The organism is Streptomyces plumbidurans (assembly GCF_019857225.1).
GTDB lineage: Bacteria > Actinomycetota > Actinomycetes > Streptomycetales > Streptomycetaceae > Streptomyces > Streptomyces plumbidurans.
This window is the reverse complement of sequence record NZ_JAFJSY010000038.1, coordinates 47,870-66,761: the sequence shown is the minus strand read 5'-3', so window position 1 is coordinate 66,761 and position 18,892 is coordinate 47,870. Positions and strand designations below refer to the sequence as shown.

At 71.1% G+C, this 18,892-nt stretch carries 17 protein-coding genes; 3 read left to right on the top strand and 14 right to left on the bottom strand.

From position 1 onward, the window contains the following. Positions 1 to 104: 104 nt before the first annotated feature. The 11 genes from kynU to JYK17_RS23820 form a co-directional block, all read right to left on the bottom strand. Positions 105 to 1,322: a kynureninase gene (gene kynU, locus JYK17_RS23870; protein WP_222811146.1), complete on the bottom strand. Its 1,218-nt coding sequence runs from the start codon at positions 1,320 to 1,322 to the stop codon at positions 105 to 107. After that, positions 1,315 to 2,145, bottom strand: coding sequence for a tryptophan 2,3-dioxygenase family protein (locus JYK17_RS23865; protein ID WP_108010733.1), 831 nt, complete (start codon positions 2,143 to 2,145; stop codon positions 1,315 to 1,317). Before JYK17_RS23865 ends, kynU begins: the two co-directional genes overlap by 8 nt. Positions 2,146 to 2,324: 179 nt before the next feature. Beyond that, positions 2,325 to 2,738 (bottom strand): DUF3151 domain-containing protein, encoded by a 414-nt coding sequence (locus JYK17_RS23860; RefSeq protein WP_108010731.1) that lies wholly within the window; start codon positions 2,736 to 2,738, stop codon positions 2,325 to 2,327. Positions 2,739 to 3,066: 328 nt separating this feature from the next. Beyond that, positions 3,067 to 4,533: an MFS transporter gene (locus JYK17_RS23855; protein WP_108010729.1), complete on the bottom strand. Its 1,467-nt coding sequence runs from the start codon at positions 4,531 to 4,533 to the stop codon at positions 3,067 to 3,069. Between the two features lie 75 nt (positions 4,534 to 4,608). After that, positions 4,609 to 5,631, bottom strand: a complete 1,023-nt coding sequence (gene fbaA / locus JYK17_RS23850) for a class II fructose-bisphosphate aldolase (protein ID WP_108010727.1) — start codon at positions 5,629 to 5,631, stop codon at positions 4,609 to 4,611. A gap of 140 nt (positions 5,632 to 5,771) precedes the next feature. After that, on the bottom strand, positions 5,772 to 6,320 hold the full coding sequence (gene pyrE, locus JYK17_RS23845; RefSeq protein WP_108010725.1) for an orotate phosphoribosyltransferase: 549 nt from the start codon (positions 6,318 to 6,320) through the stop codon (positions 5,772 to 5,774). Between the two features lie 10 nt (positions 6,321 to 6,330). After that, complete coding sequence (locus JYK17_RS23840) at positions 6,331 to 7,137, bottom strand: aldose epimerase family protein (protein WP_108010723.1); 807 nt, start codon at positions 7,135 to 7,137, stop codon at positions 6,331 to 6,333. Between the two features lie 61 nt (positions 7,138 to 7,198). Beyond that, positions 7,199 to 8,071, bottom strand: a complete 873-nt coding sequence (locus JYK17_RS23835) for an SRPBCC domain-containing protein (protein ID WP_108010721.1) — start codon at positions 8,069 to 8,071, stop codon at positions 7,199 to 7,201. Positions 8,072 to 8,189: 118 nt separating this feature from the next. Next, positions 8,190 to 9,821, bottom strand: coding sequence for a polyamine aminopropyltransferase (locus JYK17_RS23830; protein ID WP_108010719.1), 1,632 nt, complete (start codon positions 9,819 to 9,821; stop codon positions 8,190 to 8,192). Between the two features lie 98 nt (positions 9,822 to 9,919). Next, positions 9,920 to 10,456 (bottom strand): DUF2617 family protein, encoded by a 537-nt coding sequence (locus JYK17_RS23825; RefSeq protein WP_108010717.1) that lies wholly within the window; start codon positions 10,454 to 10,456, stop codon positions 9,920 to 9,922. A 784-nt stretch (positions 10,457 to 11,240) separates the two neighbouring features. Then, positions 11,241 to 11,747, bottom strand: a complete 507-nt coding sequence (locus tag JYK17_RS23820) for a hypothetical protein (RefSeq protein WP_146191715.1) — start codon at positions 11,745 to 11,747, stop codon at positions 11,241 to 11,243. A 50-nt stretch (positions 11,748 to 11,797) separates the two neighbouring features. Here JYK17_RS23820 and JYK17_RS23815 point away from each other — a divergent pair, with 50 nt between their 5' ends. Continuing rightward, entirely contained in the window at positions 11,798 to 12,997 is a 1,200-nt protein-coding gene (locus JYK17_RS23815) for a pyridoxal phosphate-dependent aminotransferase (protein WP_108010713.1), read from the top strand. Positions 12,998 to 13,131: 134 nt separating this feature from the next. Here the strand turns inward: JYK17_RS23815 and JYK17_RS23810 are convergent, their stop codons facing one another. Both JYK17_RS23810 and clpB read right to left on the bottom strand, forming a co-directional pair. Next, the gene (locus JYK17_RS23810) at positions 13,132 to 13,668 is read right to left on the bottom strand and encodes a YbjN domain-containing protein (RefSeq protein WP_108010711.1); all 537 of its coding nucleotides are present in this window, start codon (positions 13,666 to 13,668) and stop codon (positions 13,132 to 13,134) included. 190 nt (positions 13,669 to 13,858) lie between these two features. Next, on the bottom strand, positions 13,859 to 16,456 hold the full coding sequence (gene clpB, locus JYK17_RS23805; RefSeq protein WP_108010709.1) for an ATP-dependent chaperone ClpB: 2,598 nt from the start codon (positions 16,454 to 16,456) through the stop codon (positions 13,859 to 13,861). A 147-nt stretch (positions 16,457 to 16,603) separates the two neighbouring features. On the opposite strand from clpB, the gene JYK17_RS23800 reads away from it, so the two are divergent. Further along, positions 16,604 to 17,017 carry a pyridoxamine 5'-phosphate oxidase family protein gene (locus JYK17_RS23800; protein WP_222811145.1) on the top strand — a complete coding sequence of 138 codons (414 nt, stop codon included), beginning with the start codon at positions 16,604 to 16,606 and terminating at the stop codon, positions 17,015 to 17,017. A 148-nt stretch (positions 17,018 to 17,165) separates the two neighbouring features. On the opposite strand, the gene JYK17_RS23795 is transcribed toward JYK17_RS23800, so the two are convergent. Then, the gene (locus JYK17_RS23795) at positions 17,166 to 17,501 is read right to left on the bottom strand and encodes a Rieske (2Fe-2S) protein (protein WP_108010707.1); all 336 of its coding nucleotides are present in this window, start codon (positions 17,499 to 17,501) and stop codon (positions 17,166 to 17,168) included. Positions 17,502 to 17,931: 430 nt separating this feature from the next. Here JYK17_RS23795 and JYK17_RS23790 point away from each other — a divergent pair, with 430 nt between their 5' ends. Then, positions 17,932 to 18,876, top strand: coding sequence for a helix-turn-helix domain-containing protein (locus tag JYK17_RS23790; protein WP_234548003.1), 945 nt, complete (start codon positions 17,932 to 17,934; stop codon positions 18,874 to 18,876). Positions 18,877 to 18,892 lie beyond the last annotated feature (16 nt).

The window sequence follows — 18,892 nt, the reverse complement described above, 5'->3', positions numbered from 1 at the left end:
GTCGCGGCGAGCGCGAAGGCTGCCCGGCCGCGCGGCGGACACGTGAGCTACCCGGCCGTCGCGGCGAGCGCGAAGGCTGCCCGGCCGCGCGGCGGCCGCGGCGGCTACCCGGCGAGCGTCTCGGCCAGGACCCGGGCCGCCCGCTCCACGTCGCCGAACCCGACGTAGAGGGGGGTGAAGCCGAAGCGCAGGACGTCCGGGTGCCGGAAGTCCCCGACCACGCCCCGTTCGATCAGCCGTTTCATGACGTCACCGGCGTCCTGGCAGCGGAGCGCCACCTGGCTGCCGCGCTGCGCGTGGGCCGCCGGGGTCAGCGACTCCACCCGACCCTCGGGCACGTACTCGCGCACGCACTCCAGGAAGAAGTCCGTCAGCGCGAGGGACTTGGCCCGTACCGCCTCGACCGTGACGCCGTCCCAGACCTCCAGCGCCGCCTCCAGGGCCAGCATCGAGAGGATGTCCGGCGTGCCGACCCGGCCGCGCAGCGCGCCCGCCGCGGGCTCGTAGCCGGACCGCATCCCGAAGGGCTGCGCGTGGGAGTTCCAGCCGGGCAGCGGGGAGTCGAAACGGTCCTGGAGGTCACGGCGCACATAGAGGTACGCCGGTGAACCCGGGCCGCCGTTCAGGTACTTGTAGGTGCAGCCGACCGCGAGGTCCACGCCGTGCTCGTCCAGTCCGACCGGCAGCGCGCCCGCGCTGTGGCACAGGTCCCAGACGGCCACCGCGCCCGCGTCGTGGATCGCGGCGGTGAGGGCGGGCAGGTCGTGCAGCCTGCCCGTGCGGTAGTCGACATGGTTGAGCAGCACCGCGGCCGTATGGGCGGACAGCACGTCCGGGACCTCGGACGGGGTGACCGGGCGGAGTGTGCGGCCCGTCATACGGGCCGCCGACTCGGCGATGTAGCCGTCGGTGGGGAAGGTCGTCGCGTCCACGACGATCTCGTCCCGGCCCTCCCCCGCCAGCCGTACCGCCCCCACAACCGCCTTGAACACGTTGACACTTGTGGAGTCGCCCACGACGATCTGCCCCGGCGCCGCCCCGACCAGCGGCGCGATACGGTCGCCGATCCGCTCGGGCGCCGTCCACCAGCCGCTCTCGTCCCAGGACCGGATGCGCAGCTCGCCCCACTGGCGCCGTACGACGTCGTCCACCCGGCCCGGCACCGCGACCGGCAGGGCGCCGAGGGAGTTGCCGTCCAGGTAGACCACGTCGTCGAGCACGAACTGCGCACGTACGCCCGCCAGTTCGTCGGCGGCGTCCGCCTTCGCCGCCCGGACCGCAAGGGGTTGCGTGATGTCGAGGGGCTGGGTGATGTCAGACATGCGACCTCGCCGTCCACAGCTCGGGAAAGACGTTCTTCTGCGCCCGCTTCTCCAGCCAGGCCACTCCGGCCGAGCCGCCCGTGCCCGCCTTGGCGCCCATCGCCCTGCGGGTGGCGACGAGATGGTCGTTGCGCCATCGCCACACCAGCTCGGCGACGTCCGTCAACACCTCGCCCAGCCGGGCGAGTTCGCTGTGCTCGTCACCGGAGTAGATCGCGGTCCAGACGGCCTCGACCGCCGGTGAGGGCTCGTAGCGCTGCGAGACGTCGCGCCGCAGGACCTCGGCGGGGACGGGGTGGCCGCGCCGGGCGAGCAGGTGCAGCACCTCGTCGTACAGGCTCGGCTCGTGCAGCGCCTTCTCCAGCTCGGCGTGCACGCGCGGGGCGCCGCGGTGCGGGACGAGCATGGACGCGGACTTCTCGCCGAGCAGGAACTCCATGCGCCGGTACATCGCCGACTGGAACCCTGAGCCCTCGCCGAGGGCCGAGCGGTAGGAGTTGAACTGGGCCGGCGTGAGCTGCCCGAGGGGCCTCCAGGAGGCGTTCAGCGCCTCCAGCTCGCGCACCGATCGCTTCAGCGCGGCCACGGCTGTCGGCACGTCGTCGGACCGCAGGGCGTGCGCCGCGGTCTCCCACTCATGGACGACCACGGTGAACCACAGCTCCATCACCTGGGTCGTGACCAGGAAGACCATTTCGCCGGGGTCGTCGGAGAGGGTGTGCTGGAGGTGGGTGAGCACGTCCGCCTTGACGTAGTCCTCGTACGGCGTCGTGCCCTGGAAGTCGAGATGCGGGGTCTCCGGCTCGGCGGCCTGGTGGGACATCGCTGTCTCCTGATGTGTACTCCGGGTAGCGGTCCGCCCCTGCCGTTACCGGCACGGGGGCCCCGGTCCCCACGGGCATCCTCCGCAATCACTCCGGCCCACCGCAAGACACGCCTCCCGCAGGGTCCGCCGCAGGGTCCACCCGGGCGACCGGGCGGACCCGCGAAGGTCGGTACGCCTCAGCCCAGCGTCTGGGCCGCCGTCGGCGAGGAGTCCTTCAGGAACTGCGAGCAGCGCTCGTACTCCTCCTGCTCGCCGATCGACTGCGCGGCGCGGGCGAGGGCGTGCAGGGCGCGCAGGAAGCCGCGGTTGGGCTCGTGCTCCCAGGGCACCGGTCCGTGGCCCTTCCAGCCGTTGCGGCGCAGGGCGTCCAGACCCCGGTGGTAGCCCGTGCGGGCGTAGGCGTACGACTCCACGACGCTGCCCCGCTCGAACGCCTCGTCGGCCAGCTGCGCCCAGGCCAGCGAGGACGTCGGGTACTTGGCGGCGACGTCCGCGGGCGCCGTGCCGTTCGCCAGCAGCTCGCGGGGCTCGGGGTCGTCGGGCAGGTGGGTCGGGGGCGGGCCCCCCAGAAGGTTCTCGTGAATCGACATGCCTCCAAGTCTGCGGCATCCCCCTACCCGGGGCGCCCGCGGCGCCCCTCGGCCACGGCCCTACGCAATCCGCCGCCCCGCCCGCTCCCCCTCCAGCGGCGGCGCGGTGACCGAGCCGTGCAGGAGGCACTCCGGGTGACGGCAACCTGGCGGCAGAGCGTGCACGGCCGCAAAGCCCACCGCCGACCCGACCACCAGCACGGCGCGCAGATCCGCATCGTCCGGTGACAGGCACCCCCTCGGGCGCACATCAGCACCGCCCGATGACAGGCACCCCCCGGGCACGGATCAGCACCGCCCGGCGACCGCCATCCCCCCGGCCACCGCCCTACGCGATCCTCCGCCCCGCCCGCTCCCCCTCCAGCGGCGGCGCCGTCACCGAACCGTGCGTCAGGCACTCCGGGTGGCGGCAACCTGGCGGCAGGGCGCGGACGGTCATGAACGCGACCGCTGAGCCGATCACCAGGACGGCGGCGCAGATCAGCATGGCGCGGTGGAAGGCGTTGTCGAAGGCGTCGGGGGAGCGGTATGCCTCCGGGCCCATGCCGGCGACGAGGGGCAGTGCGGCTACCGCGATGAGGCCGGCCGCGCGGGCCGCCGCGTTGTTGATGCCGCTGGCCAGGCCCGCCCTCGCGGTGTCCACCGAGGCGAGGACCGTGGACGTCAGCGGGGCGACCAGGGTGACCATGCCGGTGCCGAGGACCAGGAGCGCGGGCAGCACGTCGGCGGCGTAGGAGGCGCCGGGGCTCACCCGCAGCATCAGCAGCATTCCGGCGGCGCACAGCAGGGGGCCCGCGGTGAGCGGGATGCGGGGGCCGATCCGGTCGGCCAGGGCGCCCGAGCGGGCGGAGAACAGCAGCATCAGGGCGGTCGTCGGCAGCAGGGCCGTACCGGCGGCCAGCGGCGACCAGCCGACGGCGACCTGGAGCTGCAGGGCGGTCAGGAAGAAGAAGCCGCCGAACGCCGCGTACACGCACAGGGTGACCAGGTTGACCGCCGTGAACTGGCGGGAGGCGAAGATGTCCGGCGGCATCATCGGGTCCGGGTTGCGCTTCTCCACCTGGACGAACGCCACGCCCGCGACCAGACCGGCCACCGCGGTGACGACGACCACCAGCGAGCTCTGGCGGGCCTCGATCAGGGCGTAGGTGATCAGGGCGAGGGACAGGGCGCCGAGGGCCGCGCCCAGGACGTCGAAGCGGCCGTGGGAGCGGCCGTCCGCCGACTCGGGGACATGGCGCAGCGCGATCGGCGCGCACAGCAGGGCCAGCGGGACGTTGAGCAGGAAGACCCAGCGCCAGCCGGGGCCATCCACCAGCCAGCCGCCCAGGAACGGTCCGACGGCCGCGCCGATGCCCCCGAACCCGGACCACAGGCCGACCGCTCTGCCCCGGTCGTCCGCGTGGAAGGACGCCTGGATCAGTGCCAGCGAGCCCGGGGTGAGCAGTGCGCCGCCGATTCCTTGCAGGGCGCGGGCCGCGACGAGGATGCCGGACGTCGGCGCGAGACCGCACAGCAGGGACGCCGCGGCGAACCACACGACGCCGATGACGAAGATCTTGCGGCGGCCGTAGTGGTCGCCGAGGGAGCCGCCGAGCAGGATCAGCCCGGCCAGCGTCAGCATGTACGCGTTGACGGTCCACTGCAGCGCGGCGAGATCGGCGTCCAGATCGGTGCCGATGCGCGGCAGGGCGACATTGACGACGGTGGAGTCCAGCATCGCCATGCTGGAGCCGAGCACGGTGGTCAGCAGGATCCATTTGCCCTGGGGCGAGGCGATCCGGACGTCGGGCATGACCCCAGGTATACAGCGAGCCCGGCGCCGTAGCACCGGGCTCGCTCAAGGTGACGGCCCCGGGGCCGCCCCCGACTACTTGATCCTCGTGCCCGTCGAGCGCAGGTTGCCGCAGGCCTCGGTCACGCGCGCGGCCATGCTCGCCTCGGCCAGCTTGCCCCAGGTGCGCGGGTCGTAGGTCTTCTTGGAGCCGACCTCGCCGTCGACCTTCAGCACACCGTCGTAGTTCTTCAGCATGTGGTCGGCGACCGGACGCGTGAAGGCGTACTGGGTGTCGGTGTCGATGTTCATCTTGACCACGCCGTTCTCCAGCGCGGTGCGGATCTCCTGCTCGGTGGAGCCGGAGCCGCCGTGGAAGACGAAGTCGAACGGGGACTGCTTGCCGAACTTCGCGCCCACGCCTTCGTTCAGCTCCTTCAGGAGCTCGGGGCGCAGCACGACGTTGCCCGGCTTGTACACACCGTGCACGTTGCCGAAGGAGGCGGCCAGCAGGTAACGGCCCTTCTCGCCCAGGCCCAGGGCCTCGGCCGTACGGATGGCGTCGTCCACCGTCGTGTACAGCGAGTCGTTGATCTCGTGCGAGACGCCGTCCTCCTCGCCACCGGTCGGGGTGATCTCGACCTCGAGGATGATCCGGGCGGCGCGGGTGCGCTCGAGCAGCTCCTGCGCGATGGCCAGGTTGTCGGCGAGGGTCTCCGCCGAGCCGTCCCACATGTGCGACTGGAAGAGCGGGTTGCGGCCGGCCTTCACGCGCTCCTCGGAGACGGCCAGCAGCGGGCGGACGTACCCGTCGAGCTTGTCCTTGGGGCAGTGGTCCGTGTGCAGCGCGACCGTGACCGGGTACTTCTCGGCGACGATGTGCGCGTACTCGGCGAGGGCCACCGCGCCGGTGACCATCTCCTTGCTGTACTGACCGCCGAGGAACTCGGCGCCACCCGTGGAGATCTGGACGATGCCGTCGCTCTCCGCCTCGGCGAAACCGCGCAGCGCCGCGTGCAGGGTCTGGCTCGAGGTCACGTTGATGGCCGGGTAGGCGAACTTGCCTGCCTTCGCCCGGTCCAGCATTTCGTTGTAGACCTCGGGGGTTGCGATGGGCATCTGTCCGCTCCTTGGTATGTGCGGTTGGCGTTGTGCGTCCTACGGCCCTGACCTAGACCTTGGGGGTGACGTCATCGTCGGCCCCATCTTTCCAGACTCGGCCGGTTGCGTTGCCCGCCCTGTCCACCCTGTGGATAAGGTCAGTCGAGACCCAGGTCGTCCTTCGCGTACGCGAACAGGTACGGCACTCCCGCGCCCTCCTGGATCTTCTCCGCGGCGCCGGTCGCACGGTCGACGATGGTCGCCACGGCGACCACCTCCGCGCCCGCCTCCCGCACCGCCTCGACGGCGGTCAGCGGGGAGCCGCCGGTGGTGGAGGTGTCCTCCACCACCAGCACCCGGCGGCCCGCGATGTCCGGGCCCTCCACGCGGCGCTGCAGCCCGTGCGCCTTGGCGGCCTTGCGCACCACGAAGGCGTCGAGCCGCTTCCCGCGCGCGGCGGCCGCGTGCAGCATGGCGGCGGCGACCGGGTCCGCGCCCATGGTCAGACCGCCCACCGCGTCGAAGTCCAGATCGGCGGTGAGATCGAGGAGCACCTGGCCCACCAGCGGTGCGGCCTCACCGTCAAGGGTGATCCGGCGCAGGTCGACGTAGTAGTCCGCCTCCAGCCCCGACGACAGGGTCACCTTGCCGTGCACCACGGCCTTGTCCTTGATCTGCTGCAGCAGCTCGCCACGTACGTCCGTCATGCCAGTCAGCTTAAAGGCGGCGCCAGGTCCAGGTGGTCGTCGCTTCCAGCGGCTCCAGCAGGGTGACCTGGCGGGGCATGGTGTTCAGACCGTTGGGCGGACCGGTCTGCGGCTCCACGCACACGGCCTCGCGCTGCTCGTCGTAGACGACGACCCACTCCTCGCGGCTGGTCACCTTCAGCTCCAGCTGTCCGGGCCAGGTCAGGGTGACGTCGACGCCGCCGGGTGTGCCGAAGCAGTCGTCCCAGGGGCCGGGCCTCGGCTCGACGCGGTCGCCGGTCGGCAGGTGGTCCTCGCCGCGCTCCTCCTGCCAGGCGGGCGTGAAGTCGATCCGTACGTCCTCGCCGACGGTGCCGTCCTCGCGCGTGAGGGCGCGGTTGAACCACGGGTGCCAGCCGACCTGTGCCGGGAAGGACGAGTCCTGCGCCTCCACGGACATCGTCAGGGTCAGGGAGTCGGGCGTCAGGGCGAACTCCTGCGTGACCCGGCCGGCCCAGGGCCAGGGCTCCACCAGCCGGCACGTGATGACCGCCTCGTCGGTGCCCGCGCGTACGACGCTCCAGGCGCCGTCGCGGGCGGTGCCGTGGATGGCGTGCGGCGGGGAGTTGAGCGGCATCTGGTGCAGGGTCGCGCCGTCCAGGAAGCGGCCGTTCCTGATCCGCCCGCACCAGGGAGCCATCGGGAAGCACCCGAAACGTTCACCCTGGCGCAGCAGTTCGGTCCCGCCGACGCGCAGCCCCGAGACCCGCCCGCCGTTGCCCGGCCGTACGGTCACCTCCGCGTCGCCCGCGGTCAGCGTGATGTCTTCGTTACTCACGGGACGACCCTACTGGGGCGATCAAGACCGCGTACGTCCGCCGTCGCGCACCCGTCGGGATTCAGCGGCGCTTGCGCAGCGCCCGGCTCACGACGATCGCCGACGCGAGTGCGAGGGCCGCCGCCGGGGCCGCCCAGCGCAGCGGTGAGCCCCCGGTGACCGACTGCGGCGCGGGGACGGGGGCGTAGCGGCCGCGGGGCGGGGCGTGGTCGACCTCCTCCGCGCTGCGGCCGATCATCGTGCGGCGGGCGTGGGCGGCTTCGGCGGGGGGCGCGGAGTCCGCGGTGGGGTCGCCGCCGCCCTCTCCCTTCGCAGCTCCGGCTTCGTCCTTAGCCACTGCCTCGGTCTCGTCCTGCGCGAGCGGGTCCAGGGAGGGTGGGGGCACCTCGGTGTCGAAGACGGACGTGTGCCCGGCGTCGGCCGCCCCCGCTTCCTCTTCCGTGGCCGAGTCCTTCGCTTCCGCCGCGGACTCCGACGCCGAGCCCTTCGAGGCTTCCTGCGCGGGCTGCTCCGCCGCCAGCTCCCCGAGGCTCTCCGCGAAACGGTTCAGCAGGCGGGTCGCGGCCGCGGCGACCTGCTCGGACGGCATCTCCGTGACGCGGCCGTCCGCGGAGGCCGTGCCGCCGAAGACCAGCCGGGAGCCGTCGTCGGCCGCCTCGACGCGCAGCGTGAGGGCGAGCTTGACCGAGCCGGTGCCGCGGGTCTCGGCGACGTCGCCCTCGGCGGTGTACGAACCGTCCCCCCGCGCGACGACCCGCACGGTGCCGCGATAGGTGACGGAGTGGCTGCCGACGCGTACTTTCAGCCGCCCGGTGACGGGCTCGGCGCCCGCGTCCTGCTGGAGCCCGGGCACCGCACGCGCGACCTTTGCCTGGTCGGCGAGTGCTTCCTTCAGCCGCTGGGCCGGAACCGGAACGAACACCTCATGCTCCATGTCACGCGAGCCTACCCACGAGGCCGGATCCTGCACCCCCGTTGGTCGAAAGTGACCGCGCGTCGGCCCGCCGTGGGTGCGTTCAGTACCGCGGGTGCAATCAGTACCGCGGGTGCAATCAGTACCGCGGGTGCACCAGGGTCGACGCCCGCAGGCCCGCGACACGGGTGGCCCGTACGGCCTTCGCATCGGCCGTCAGCCCCTGCTGGGTGAGGGTGCGCAGGCGTGGCTCGTGCGGATCCAGGCCGAGTCGGGGCGGGCCGTCCGCGGAGGCCAGGACGAAGCCCCAGTCGTGCGGGGCGCTGGACGCACCGGCGCTGCGGTCGGGTCCCGCGGCGAAGCCGGCGTCCCTGCCGCCGACGCGGTAGGGCGCGGTGTGCAGGCCCGCGGCCCGCAGCGTCGCCTCGACCGTCCAGAACACCCGCGGCCGGTCGGCGCAGGGACCCGCGTGCACCACCAGCCGGCCACTGGGCGCGAGGGCGCGCCGGGCGAGGCCGTAGAACTCCTGGGAGTACAGCTTCGTACTGGCCGTGATGCCCGGGTCGGGCAGGTCGGAGATCACCACGTCGTACGAGGAGGCGGGCACCGTGCGCAGCCGGCTGAAGGCGTCGTCGGTCGCCACTCGCACGCGTGGGTCGTCGTAGACGTGGCCGTTCAGCCGTGACAGGGCCGGGTCGTGGCGGGCCAACCGTACGACGGCCGGGTCGAGTTCGACGATGTCCACGCGCCGCACCCCGGTGTGGCGCAGGACTTGGCGTGCGGCCAGGCCGTCGCCGCCGCCGAGGATCAGCACGCGCGCGTGCGGACCGTTCATCGCGGGGTGCACCAGGGCTTCGTGGTAACGCAGTTCGTCGCGTCCGCTGACCCGGAGGCGGCCGTCGAGAAAGAGGTCGAGGGGACGGCCGTGGGTGCCGCCGGTGAGGACGACCTCATGGATGCCGGTCTGCAGCGCCACCCGTACGTCGTTGCCGTACACCGCGTGCCGTGCGGCCCGTTCGAAGTCGTCGACGAGGACGGCGGCGGAGGCGAGGAGGCCGAGGACGGTGAGGTTGGCGATGAGCAGCAGCCAGCGGGCGCGGCGGCTGAGGTCACGGCGGAACAGGCCGAGGACGAGGGTGCCGCCCGCGAGCGCGTTGACCGTTCCGGTGATCAGGGCGCCGGTCAACTGGCCCAGCAGGGGCAGCAGTAGGAAGGGAAAGGCGAGTCCGCCGACCAGTGCGCCGACGTAGTCCGCCGCGAACAGGTCGGCGACCGCGCCGCCCGCGTCCTGGCGGCGGATGCGCTGGATCAGCTCCATGAGGAGGGGGATCTCGGCGCCGATGAGCAGACCGATCGTCAGGGAGAAGGCGACCAGCAGCCAGCGCGGACCCCACAGACCGCCCCAGCCGCCGGTCCAGGCGAAGACCGCGTACAGGGCCATCGCGCTGCAGCCGCCGACGAGGGCGAGGATCGTCTCGATCGCACCGAAGCCGGCCGCGGCCCACCAGCGCAGGCGCTTCGCGGCGAGCGATCCGATACCCATCGCGAAGACCATGACCGACAGCACGACCGAGGCCTGGGTGACCGAGTCGCCGATCAAGTACGAGGCGAGAGCGACGAGTTCGAGTTCGTACACCAGTCCGCAGGCCGCGCAGACGAAGACGCACGCGAGGACCAGGAACCGGCCCGTGTCCGGCCGCACCGGCAGCCTGGCCGGGCCCGCCCAGTCGGGCGGGGAGCCGGGTGGTGCCGGTGCGTGCGGTTCGATCACGGTGCGACGTTACGTCACGGGAGAGTCACGCCTCGTCACCCACACGTGTGGAACTGTTCGTCAGTCGAGGGTTTGGTGTTTGAGGTCGCGTCCTCGGGTCAGGCGTCCGCCGCACTGAGCCGTGCCGCCGGCACCCGTACTCCCACCCGGGTCCGCGTCGCCACCAGCTGCCCGTCCTGCGGGTAGGCGTGCCAGGTCCGCCAGTGCACCTGGCCCTCGTGCCGCTGGGCCAACAGCGCGGTGAAGGCGTGCGGGCTGCCGGGGAAGACACCCGCCAGGCCGTGCGGATGGTCGGAGACCAGCGCGAGCAACTCCTGTGCGCGGCCCGCGAACGAGCCCGGTGACAGCGCCTCCACCCGGGCCGCGAACTCGTACTCCCAGTCGCCCACCCGCTTGGCGACGCCCAGCGGGAGCGGGGTGCTGCTGCCGGGGATGCACGCCACCGTCTCCGAACACATGCCCCGCTCCTCCTCCAGGAGCACCTGGTGGGAGGCGCCGAGCAGTCTCAACTGCAGTTTGGCTCCAGCCAGTTCCAGATCGAGCGTGGCCAGTGCCGGAAGCGCCTGACGGCCGAGGGCCCAGGCGAGGTCGGCCGCGCGCGTGTCGGTGTACGAGGTGTTCAGGGTTGTGAGCATGGGTCGGCTCTCCGCTGGCACACAAAGAAAGGAAGAGGTGTGGGGGCCCGGCACACCCCGGTGACTCCGGGGGGACGCCCGGGTCAGCCCAGTCGGGAGGTCAGAAGCACTTCGCGGGACGACCGAGGGGCTGTGTCGGTGATTTAGAGGGAATCATGAACTGTGGCGCCACCACAGCCTTTTTACCCAACTTCGTAGGGTTTCCATCCCTCAGAGGGCTTCACTGCTCAATTGTTCAATCACGGCGTACGCCACGGCGGTCGTGGCGTACGCCGGTGTGCCCCGGCGGAGCTCAGCTGCCCCGTGTCAGCTGCCTCCGCCACCGCACCCGCCGCCACCGCCGCAGGACGAGCCGCCACCACAGGACGAGCCGCCTCCGCAGGAGGAGTGGCCGCCGCCGCAGGAGTGGTGACCACCCCCGTGGTGTCCCCCGTGATGTCCTCCGTGGTGTCCCCCGTGCCCGCCCGACGAACCGCTGTCGCCGGCCCACCAACTGCCGCCGCTGCTCCCGGCGAACGACCCCCGCCGACCCGCCGAACGGACCCTGTTCGAACCGCCCCTGCGCACTGCTGACACGACGACCGCCACGAACACGATCAAGACCGCCGCCACGATGAAGCCGGTCATGGCGCCACCGTCCTTTCGGTTGAACCGAAGCAGCCCCCCGTGGGCGCCTTGGTTTTCTGCGTACGTTGTTTCTTGCGTGAACGGGGGATTCCCGAACGCCGTCGCACCCAAAGCAGAGTTGAGCAACTTCTGAGGGAGTCCGGGTCCCCGGGTCGTTCTAGGCAGTCGGCTCGTGCGCGGCGGCGGGCAGCGGGTGCGAGGTGCCGTCGAGGTCGAGGCGCATCCTGGCGCGCATGGCGTCGAACGCGTCGAACCAGCCCATGTTGGCGCTCCGGAGATCGGCCCAGTCGCTGAAGGTGGCCCCGTCCGTGAGGTCCTCGACGAGGTCCCGTATGCCGCGCATGACCTGGTCGGACAGGACGACTATGTCCGGTGGGGCGGTGATGGAGATCTGGTAGCGCAGCTCGTAGACGCGTCCGCTCCGGTAGGCGTGCCCCGCCCGCTGCGCGCGCTCGGGCCACGGCTCGTCGCTGTTGATGACCGCCGCGCGGATCTCGCTCCAGGTGCGCGCGACGGCGGCGAGGTACTCCGCGTACAGCTCGCGCTTGACGGCTGTCCGGCGCTCGGACTGCTCGCGGCGCCATCTGGACCGGTCGGACAGCGAGGTGGCGCCGACTCCGATGACCGCTCCCGTCACGGTGCTCACAACTGTGCCCCAGTCCATCGTCGGAGCATAGATCCACGAGTTGAGGAACCCCGGAGCTTCGGCGCAGGATGGCCGCCATGACCTCCAGCAGCCGTCCGCTCCTCAACCGCCGACTCACCGAGTTCGGGACGACGATCTTCGCCGAGATGTCGGCCCTGGCCCTGCAGACCGGCGCGATCAACCTGGGCCAGGGCTTTCCCGACACGGACGGCCCCGAGGAGGTCCGCGAGGCGGCGGTACGGGCGCTGCGCGACGGACGCGGCAACCAGTACCCGCCCGGCCCCGGCATCCCCGAGCTGCGCACCGCGATCGCCGCGCACCAGGAGCGCCGCTACGCGCTGGCGTACGACCCGGACACGGAGGTCCTGGTCACCGCGGGCGCCACCGAGGCCATCGCGGCGGCCCTGCTCGCGCTGGTGGAGCCCGGCGACGAGGTGATCGCCCTGGAGCCGTACTACGACTCGTACGCGGCCAGTATCGCGATGGCGGGCGGCACCCGCGTCCCGGTCACCCTGCGCCCGCACGTCGACGGGGGCGCGAGCTTCCGGCTGGATCTCGACGAACTGCGCGCCGCGGTGACCGACCGCACCCGGCTCCTCCTGCTGAACACCCCGCACAACCCCACCGGCACGGTCCTGACCCGCGCCGAGCTCGCCGCGATCGCCGAGCTGGCCGTCGAGCGGGATCTGCTGGTCGTCACGGACGAGGTCTACGAGCACCTGGTCTTCGACGGTGAGCACGTGCCGCTCGCGACGTTCCCGGGCATGCGGGAGCGCACGGTCACCATCGGGTCGGCCGGCAAGACCTTCTCCTTCACCGGCTGGAAGGTGGGCTGGGTGACGGCCGCGCCGCCGCTGGTCACGGCCGTGCGCTCGGCGAAGCAGTTCCTGACCTACGTCTCGGCCGGGCCCTTCCAGTACGCGGTCGCCGAGGCCCTGCGCCTGCCGGACAGCTACTTCGAGGAGTTCCGCGCCGACATGCGCGCCAAGCGGGAACTGCTCGCGGACGGGCTGGAGCAGGCGGGCTTCCAGGTCTTCCGCCCGGCGGGCACGTACTTCATCACCACCGACATCCGCCCCCTCGGCGAAACCGACGGCTTCACCTTCTGCCGCGCCCTCCCCGAACGCGCGGGCGTCGTGGCCATCCCGAACGCGGTCTTCTACGACCACCGCGACGAGGGCGCGCCCTTCGTACGGTTCGCGTTCTGCAAGCGGACGGGGGTGCTGGAGGAGGCGGCGGAACGGCTGCGCAAGGTGTTCACGCGCTGAAAGCCACCCCGCGAGCTACGCCAAGAGCCCGGCCCCGCCACGCGACCGTGATGGTCGGTGTCCGGGCCGGGCTCTCGTTCGGCTGTGGGGCGTGTCCGGGTGTATTTGCCCGGATGACGCCGTAGGGGGAGGGCCTATGCCTCGTCGTCGCCCTTGGGCTTCTCGTCCGTCTCGCTGACCTCCTGTTCGAGGCCGAGCTGCTCGACGAGCCACCGGTCGAACTCGATGGCCGCGCGCACCCAGCTGACCGTGGAGGAGACGAAGTGCTCCAGGCTGACGCCGGTGCCGATCAGCATCTGCGCCTCGCCGATCAGGCGGACGGTGCCGTCGTCGTGGGTGTGGCTGTAGACCTTGGGCCACAGGGTCCGGCGGTTCCAGTCGTCGATCGACTCGAGCAGCACGGGCTTCTCGTCGATCTGGTGGGGCCGGTCGTAGAACGTCCGCACCGAGAAGACCTGCTGGTCGTCCTCACCACGGAACATGAAGTACGTACGGAACTGCTCCCACGGCGCCGCGAGGTCACCCTCGTCGTCGACGACGTACTTGAGCTCCATCTGGTCCAGGAGCTGCTTCACGAGGTCCTGATCCGGGACGACGGGGCCCGCCGGTCCGCCGGGCTGCGGCTCGGGCTGGCCCCCGAAGTTCGGAATCGAGGACGGGTCGATGCTCACCGTGATTTTCCCTTCGTACGGATTCAGTCATCCTCCCTCATCCGGGGAGGGGGGTGGCAAGCCCCGCCGGTGCCTGTCGGCCGGGTGCCGCCGTGATCCGGACAGCAGGGGGCGCGGCAGCGGACGGAGTACCCACCTCCGCACGCCGCCACGCCCTGTCACAGCACAGCTCAGCTCAGACCGTCAGGGCTCAGAGTGTCTTGCCCGTCGCCGGGCCCACGATCAGCCCGTCCCCGAAGGCATCCACACGGATCGTGTCGCCGTCCTTGACCTCGCCCGCGAGGATCTCCTTGGCGAGCCGGTCGCCGATGGCCGTCTGGACCAGGCGGCGCAGCGGGCGGGCGCCGTAGGCGGGGTCGTTGCCCTCGTCGGCGAGCCAGGCCAGCGCCTCGTCGGTGACCTCCAGGGTCAGCCTGCGCTCCGCCAGGCGCTTGGCGAGACGGCCGATCTGCAGCCGGGCGATCCGGCTCAGCTCGTCCTTCGACAGCGCCGAGAAGACGACCAGGTCGTCGAGGCGGTTGAGGAACTCCGGCTTGAAGGACGTCCGGACGACCTCCAGGACCTGCTCCTTCTTCTCCTCCTCGCCGGTCAGCGGGTCGACCAGGAACTGACTGCCCAGGTTGGAGGTCAGCACCAAAATGGTGTTGCGGAAGTCGACCGTGCGGCCCTGGCCGTCGGTGAGCCGGCCGTCGTCCAGCACCTGCAGCAGGACGTCGAAGACCTCGGGGTGGGCCTTCTCCACCTCGTCGAGCAGGACGACGCTGTACGGGCGCCTGCGCACGGTCTCGGTGAGCTGGCCGCCCTCCTCGTAGCCGATGTAGCCGGGCGGGGCGCCGACCAGGCGGGCGACGCTGTGCTTCTCGCCGTACTCCGACATGTCGATGCGGACCATCGCCCGCTCGTCGTCGAAGAGGAAGTCGGCGAGCGCCTTGGCGAGCTCGGTCTTGCCGACGCCCGTCGGGCCGAGGAACAGGAACGAGCCGGTGGGACGGTCGGGGTCGGCGATGCCGGCCCGGGTGCGCCGCACCGCGTCGGACACCGCCTGCACGGCCTCCGTCTGCCCGATCAGGCGCTTGCCGAGCTCCTCCTCCATCCGCAGCAGCTTCTGCGTCTCGCCCTCCATCAGGCGTCCGGCGGGGATGCCGGTCCAGGCGGCGACGACGTCCGCGATGTCGTCGGAGCCGACCTCCTCCTTGACCATGGTGTCCCGGGAGACCTCCTCCTCGGCCGCCGAGGCTTCCTCCAAATCCCGCTCCAGGGTGGGGATCTCGCCGTAGAGCAGCTTGGAGGCGGTGTCGAAGTCGCCCTCGCGCTGGGCCCGTTCGGCCGTGCCGCGCAACTCGTCGAGCTTCTCCTTGAGTTCACCGACGCGGTTGAGGGACTGCTTCTCCTTCTCCCAGCGGGCGGTCAGGCCCCGCAGCTCCTCCTCCTTGTCGGCGCGGTCGCGGCGCAGCTTCTCCAGGCGGTCGCGGGAGGCCGGGTCGGTCTCCTTCTCCAGCGCCAGCTCCTCCATCCTGAACCGGTCGACGGCGCGCTGGAGTTCGTCGATCTCGACGGGCGAGGAGTCGATCTCCATACGGAGCCGGGAGGCCGCCTCGTCGACCAGGTCGATGGCCTTGTCGGGCAGGAAGCGTGAGGTGATGTAGCGGTCGGAGAGGGTCGCGGCGGCCACCAGCGCGCTGTCGGCGATCTGGACCTTGTGGTGGGCCTCGTAGCGGCCCTTGAGCCCGCGCAGGATCGCGATCGTGTCCTCGACGCTCGGCTCCGCCACCAGCACCTGCTGGAAGCGGCGCTCCAGCGCCGGGTCCTTCTCGATGCGCTCGCGGTACTCGTCCAGCGTCGTCGCGCCGACCATGCGCAGCTCGCCGCGCGCGAGCATCGGCTTGAGCATGTTGCCCGCGTCCATGGCCGAATCGCCACCGGCGCCCGCGCCCACGACGGTGTGCAGTTCGTCGATGAAGGTGATGATCTGGCCGTCGGAGTCCTTGATCTCCGCCAGGACCGTCTTCAGGCGCTCCTCGAATTCACCGCGGTACTTCGCACCCGCGACCATCGCGCCGAGGTCCAGCGCGACCAGCCGCTTGTCGCGCAGCGACTCCGGCACGTCGCCCTTGACGATGCGCTGGGCCAGGCCCTCGACGACGGCCGTCTTGCCGACGCCGGGCTCGCCGATGAGGACGGGGTTGTTCTTGGTGCGGCGCGAGAGCACCTGCACGACGCGGCGGATCTCCTGGTCGCGGCCGATGACCGGGTCGAGCCGGCCCTCGCGCGCCGCGGCCGTGAAGTCCGTGCCGAACTTCTCCAGGGCCTTGTACTGGCCCTCCGGATCGGGTGTGGTCACCCGGCGTCCTCCCCTCGCCTTCTGGAAGGCCTCCTGCAGCTTCTTCGCACCGGCCCCCTGCCCGGACAGTACGTCACCGGCGGCGCCGCCCTTCGCGGCGATGCCGAGGAGCAGGTGCTCGGTGGAGAGGTACTCGTCGCCGAGGTCCTTGGCGCGCTCGCCGGCGTCCGCGATCACGGCGAGCAGTTCACGGCTCGGCTGCGGGGGCGCGACGGTCGAGCCGGTCACGCTGGGCAGCCCGGCGAGGATCTTCTCCGCACCGGCGCGCACGGCCGCCTGGTCGGCGTCGACGGCGGCCAGCAGGTCGGTGATGTTCTCGTTGTCCTGGCCCTGCAGCAGGGCCAGCAGCAGATGGGCGGGGGTGAGGTCGGGGTGCCCTTCGGTCACGGCCCGCTGCTCGGCCGCCCTGATCGCGTCCCGGCTCCGGTTGGTCAGCTCGGCGTCCACTGTCGCGCTCTCCTCCTGATGTCAGCCGTCCTGATGTCAGCCGTCGGCCACAGGTCTCCCAGTACTGACTCAATCAGCGTACACAAAGTTGAGTCTATTCCACTCAAGTCGACGCCCGCGAGGTCTCAAGGACTAAGTTCCGGACTCATGGCGAGCTATCCGCAGGACCCCGGCGCACCGGACGCCGCGTGCCTCGACTTCTGGCAGGAACGGCACCTGTGCACGCTGACGACTCCGCGCCCGGACGGCAGCCCGCACGTCGTGCCCGTCGGGGTCACCTACGATCCCGGGGCCCGGCTGGCCCGGGTGATCGCGGACAAGGCGAGCACGAAGGTGCAGAACGTGCTGGCGGCCGGGGCCGAGGGGGCGCGGGTCGCCGTGTGCCAGGTGGAGGGGGCGCGCTGGGCGACGCTGGAGGGCCGGGCCGTCGTACGCACGGACCGGGACCGGGTCGCGGAGGCCGAGCGGCGCTACGCCGAGCGCTACGGCCGCACCCCGAGGCCCAATCCGTCCCGCGTGGTGATCGAGATCGGGCTGACCCGGGCGATGGGACGCGGATGATTGTTTTCGGTCAGGAAACGACCATGGCCGAATACGTCGATTCCCCGAAATGTCGCCCAAAACTGCAGCGGCGTCACCGTGTTCAGGTCACGGTGACGCCGCTGCGGGGGGAAGCACCTGAGCGAACTGTTACGACGGGGGATTCGCGTCAGGCACTGCGGGGGGTGGCTGAGATGGTCCGAACATCGGGGGTTTCCGGTTCCACCAGCCGGTGGTCTCGCTGGTCCAGGTTCACAAAGATCATTCCGTACCGGATGGCACATCGCACGGGCTGCGGCGCCCCCCGAGGCCGTCGCAGACACCGGTACGCCCGTACGTCCTCGTCCTCGTCGCGCGTGACGACCACGGGCTCACCGAAGACGGTCACCATCAACGAGTCACCGGTGTGGGGGATCGCGGTGACGAGGTCGATGAAGTGCCAGCCCGAGCGGTAGGCCGTGGCCATTTCGCGACGGAAGGAGCGGTCGTCGGGTGGAGTGGTCATGACCCGGCGATCCAGGTGCTGTCGCCGGGGGCGACCCATGTGCTGTCCGCAGGAGCGACCCATGTGCTGTCTCCCGGGGTACCGGACGCCGCGACGATCCACGTGCTGTCGCCGTTGCCGGCGGCCGACACGGAAGTCGTCTTCCACGTGCTGTCCTGCGCACCATCGCTCTTCGCCCCCGCGAGACCGCTCAGCGCTCCGAAGGCCAAGGCGGCGGAGAAGGCGGCGACAAGCGCCGAGCGAAGCATTCTCTTATGCATAGTCGGCTTCGTCCTCATTTGAAGGTCACCTCTCCCCCGTCCGAATAAGACGATGGCCCATTCCGGCACGTCATGGCCACACAAACGATGCATCATGTTCCTGCACGTTCAGGACCCTGGGGGGTGGAGATCTGGTGATAAATGAGACTAAGCGGACACATCCCCATGGGTTGACCGACCTGTGCGAGGATGGCCGCCGCCTCTACGGCAACGCACTCCGGACGGGACGCATAGCCCGCACCGATGTGGAACCGGCGCCCTGCCTGATGGAGTTCGCCCTGCTTCATCCCGATCCCGACGACCCGAACTGGCTGCGCCCGGTACCCCCTTCGGTCGCGCTCGCCCAGCGCCTCACACCGATCGAGAACGAGATCACCCAGCGCAGGCGGATGTCCATCGAACTCGCCGACGCTTTCGAGCCGTTCATGGCACTCAGCGCCCAGTCGACCACACCGACCCACTCCATCACGGTGCTGGAAGGACTCGACCGGATCAACGCGGCGCTCGATCTCGCCACGTCCCAGTGTCACACCGAGATGCTCACCGTCCAGCCGAGCCGCCGCCGGCTCGAGCACACACTGGCGCAGGGACTGAACCGCGACCGGCCGCTGATCGAACGCGGCTGCCGCATCCGCACGCTCTACCAGCACCCCGCCCGCTACAGCCCCGAAACCCTCGCCTACGTCGCCCAGTTCACCGACGGCAAGGTGGAGTACCGCACCATCGACGAACTCGTCGAACGACTGATCATCTGCGACGAGACGGTGGCCTTCATCCCGACCCGCGACGACGGCGCGATCGCCCTCGAACTCCGGCATCCGGGGCTCGTCCGCTATCTGATCAAGGTGTTCGAGTTCATGTGGAGCCGCGCGGTCCCGCTGAGCGCCGGCGCCCCCTACGAGACCGCCCCCGACGGCATCACGGAGATCCAGCACTCCATCGCCAAACTGCTCGTCGAGGGCCATGTCGACGAGGCCATCGCCCGGCGGCTGGGCATGAACGTGCGCACCTGCCGCGCCCACATCGCCAAGCTCGCGACGGCCCTGGGCAGCGGAAGCCGGGCCCAACTCGGCTTCCTCATCGCGCAGTCGGGGCTCCTGGAGCAGGACGTCTGAATCCGTGGGGAGGGAC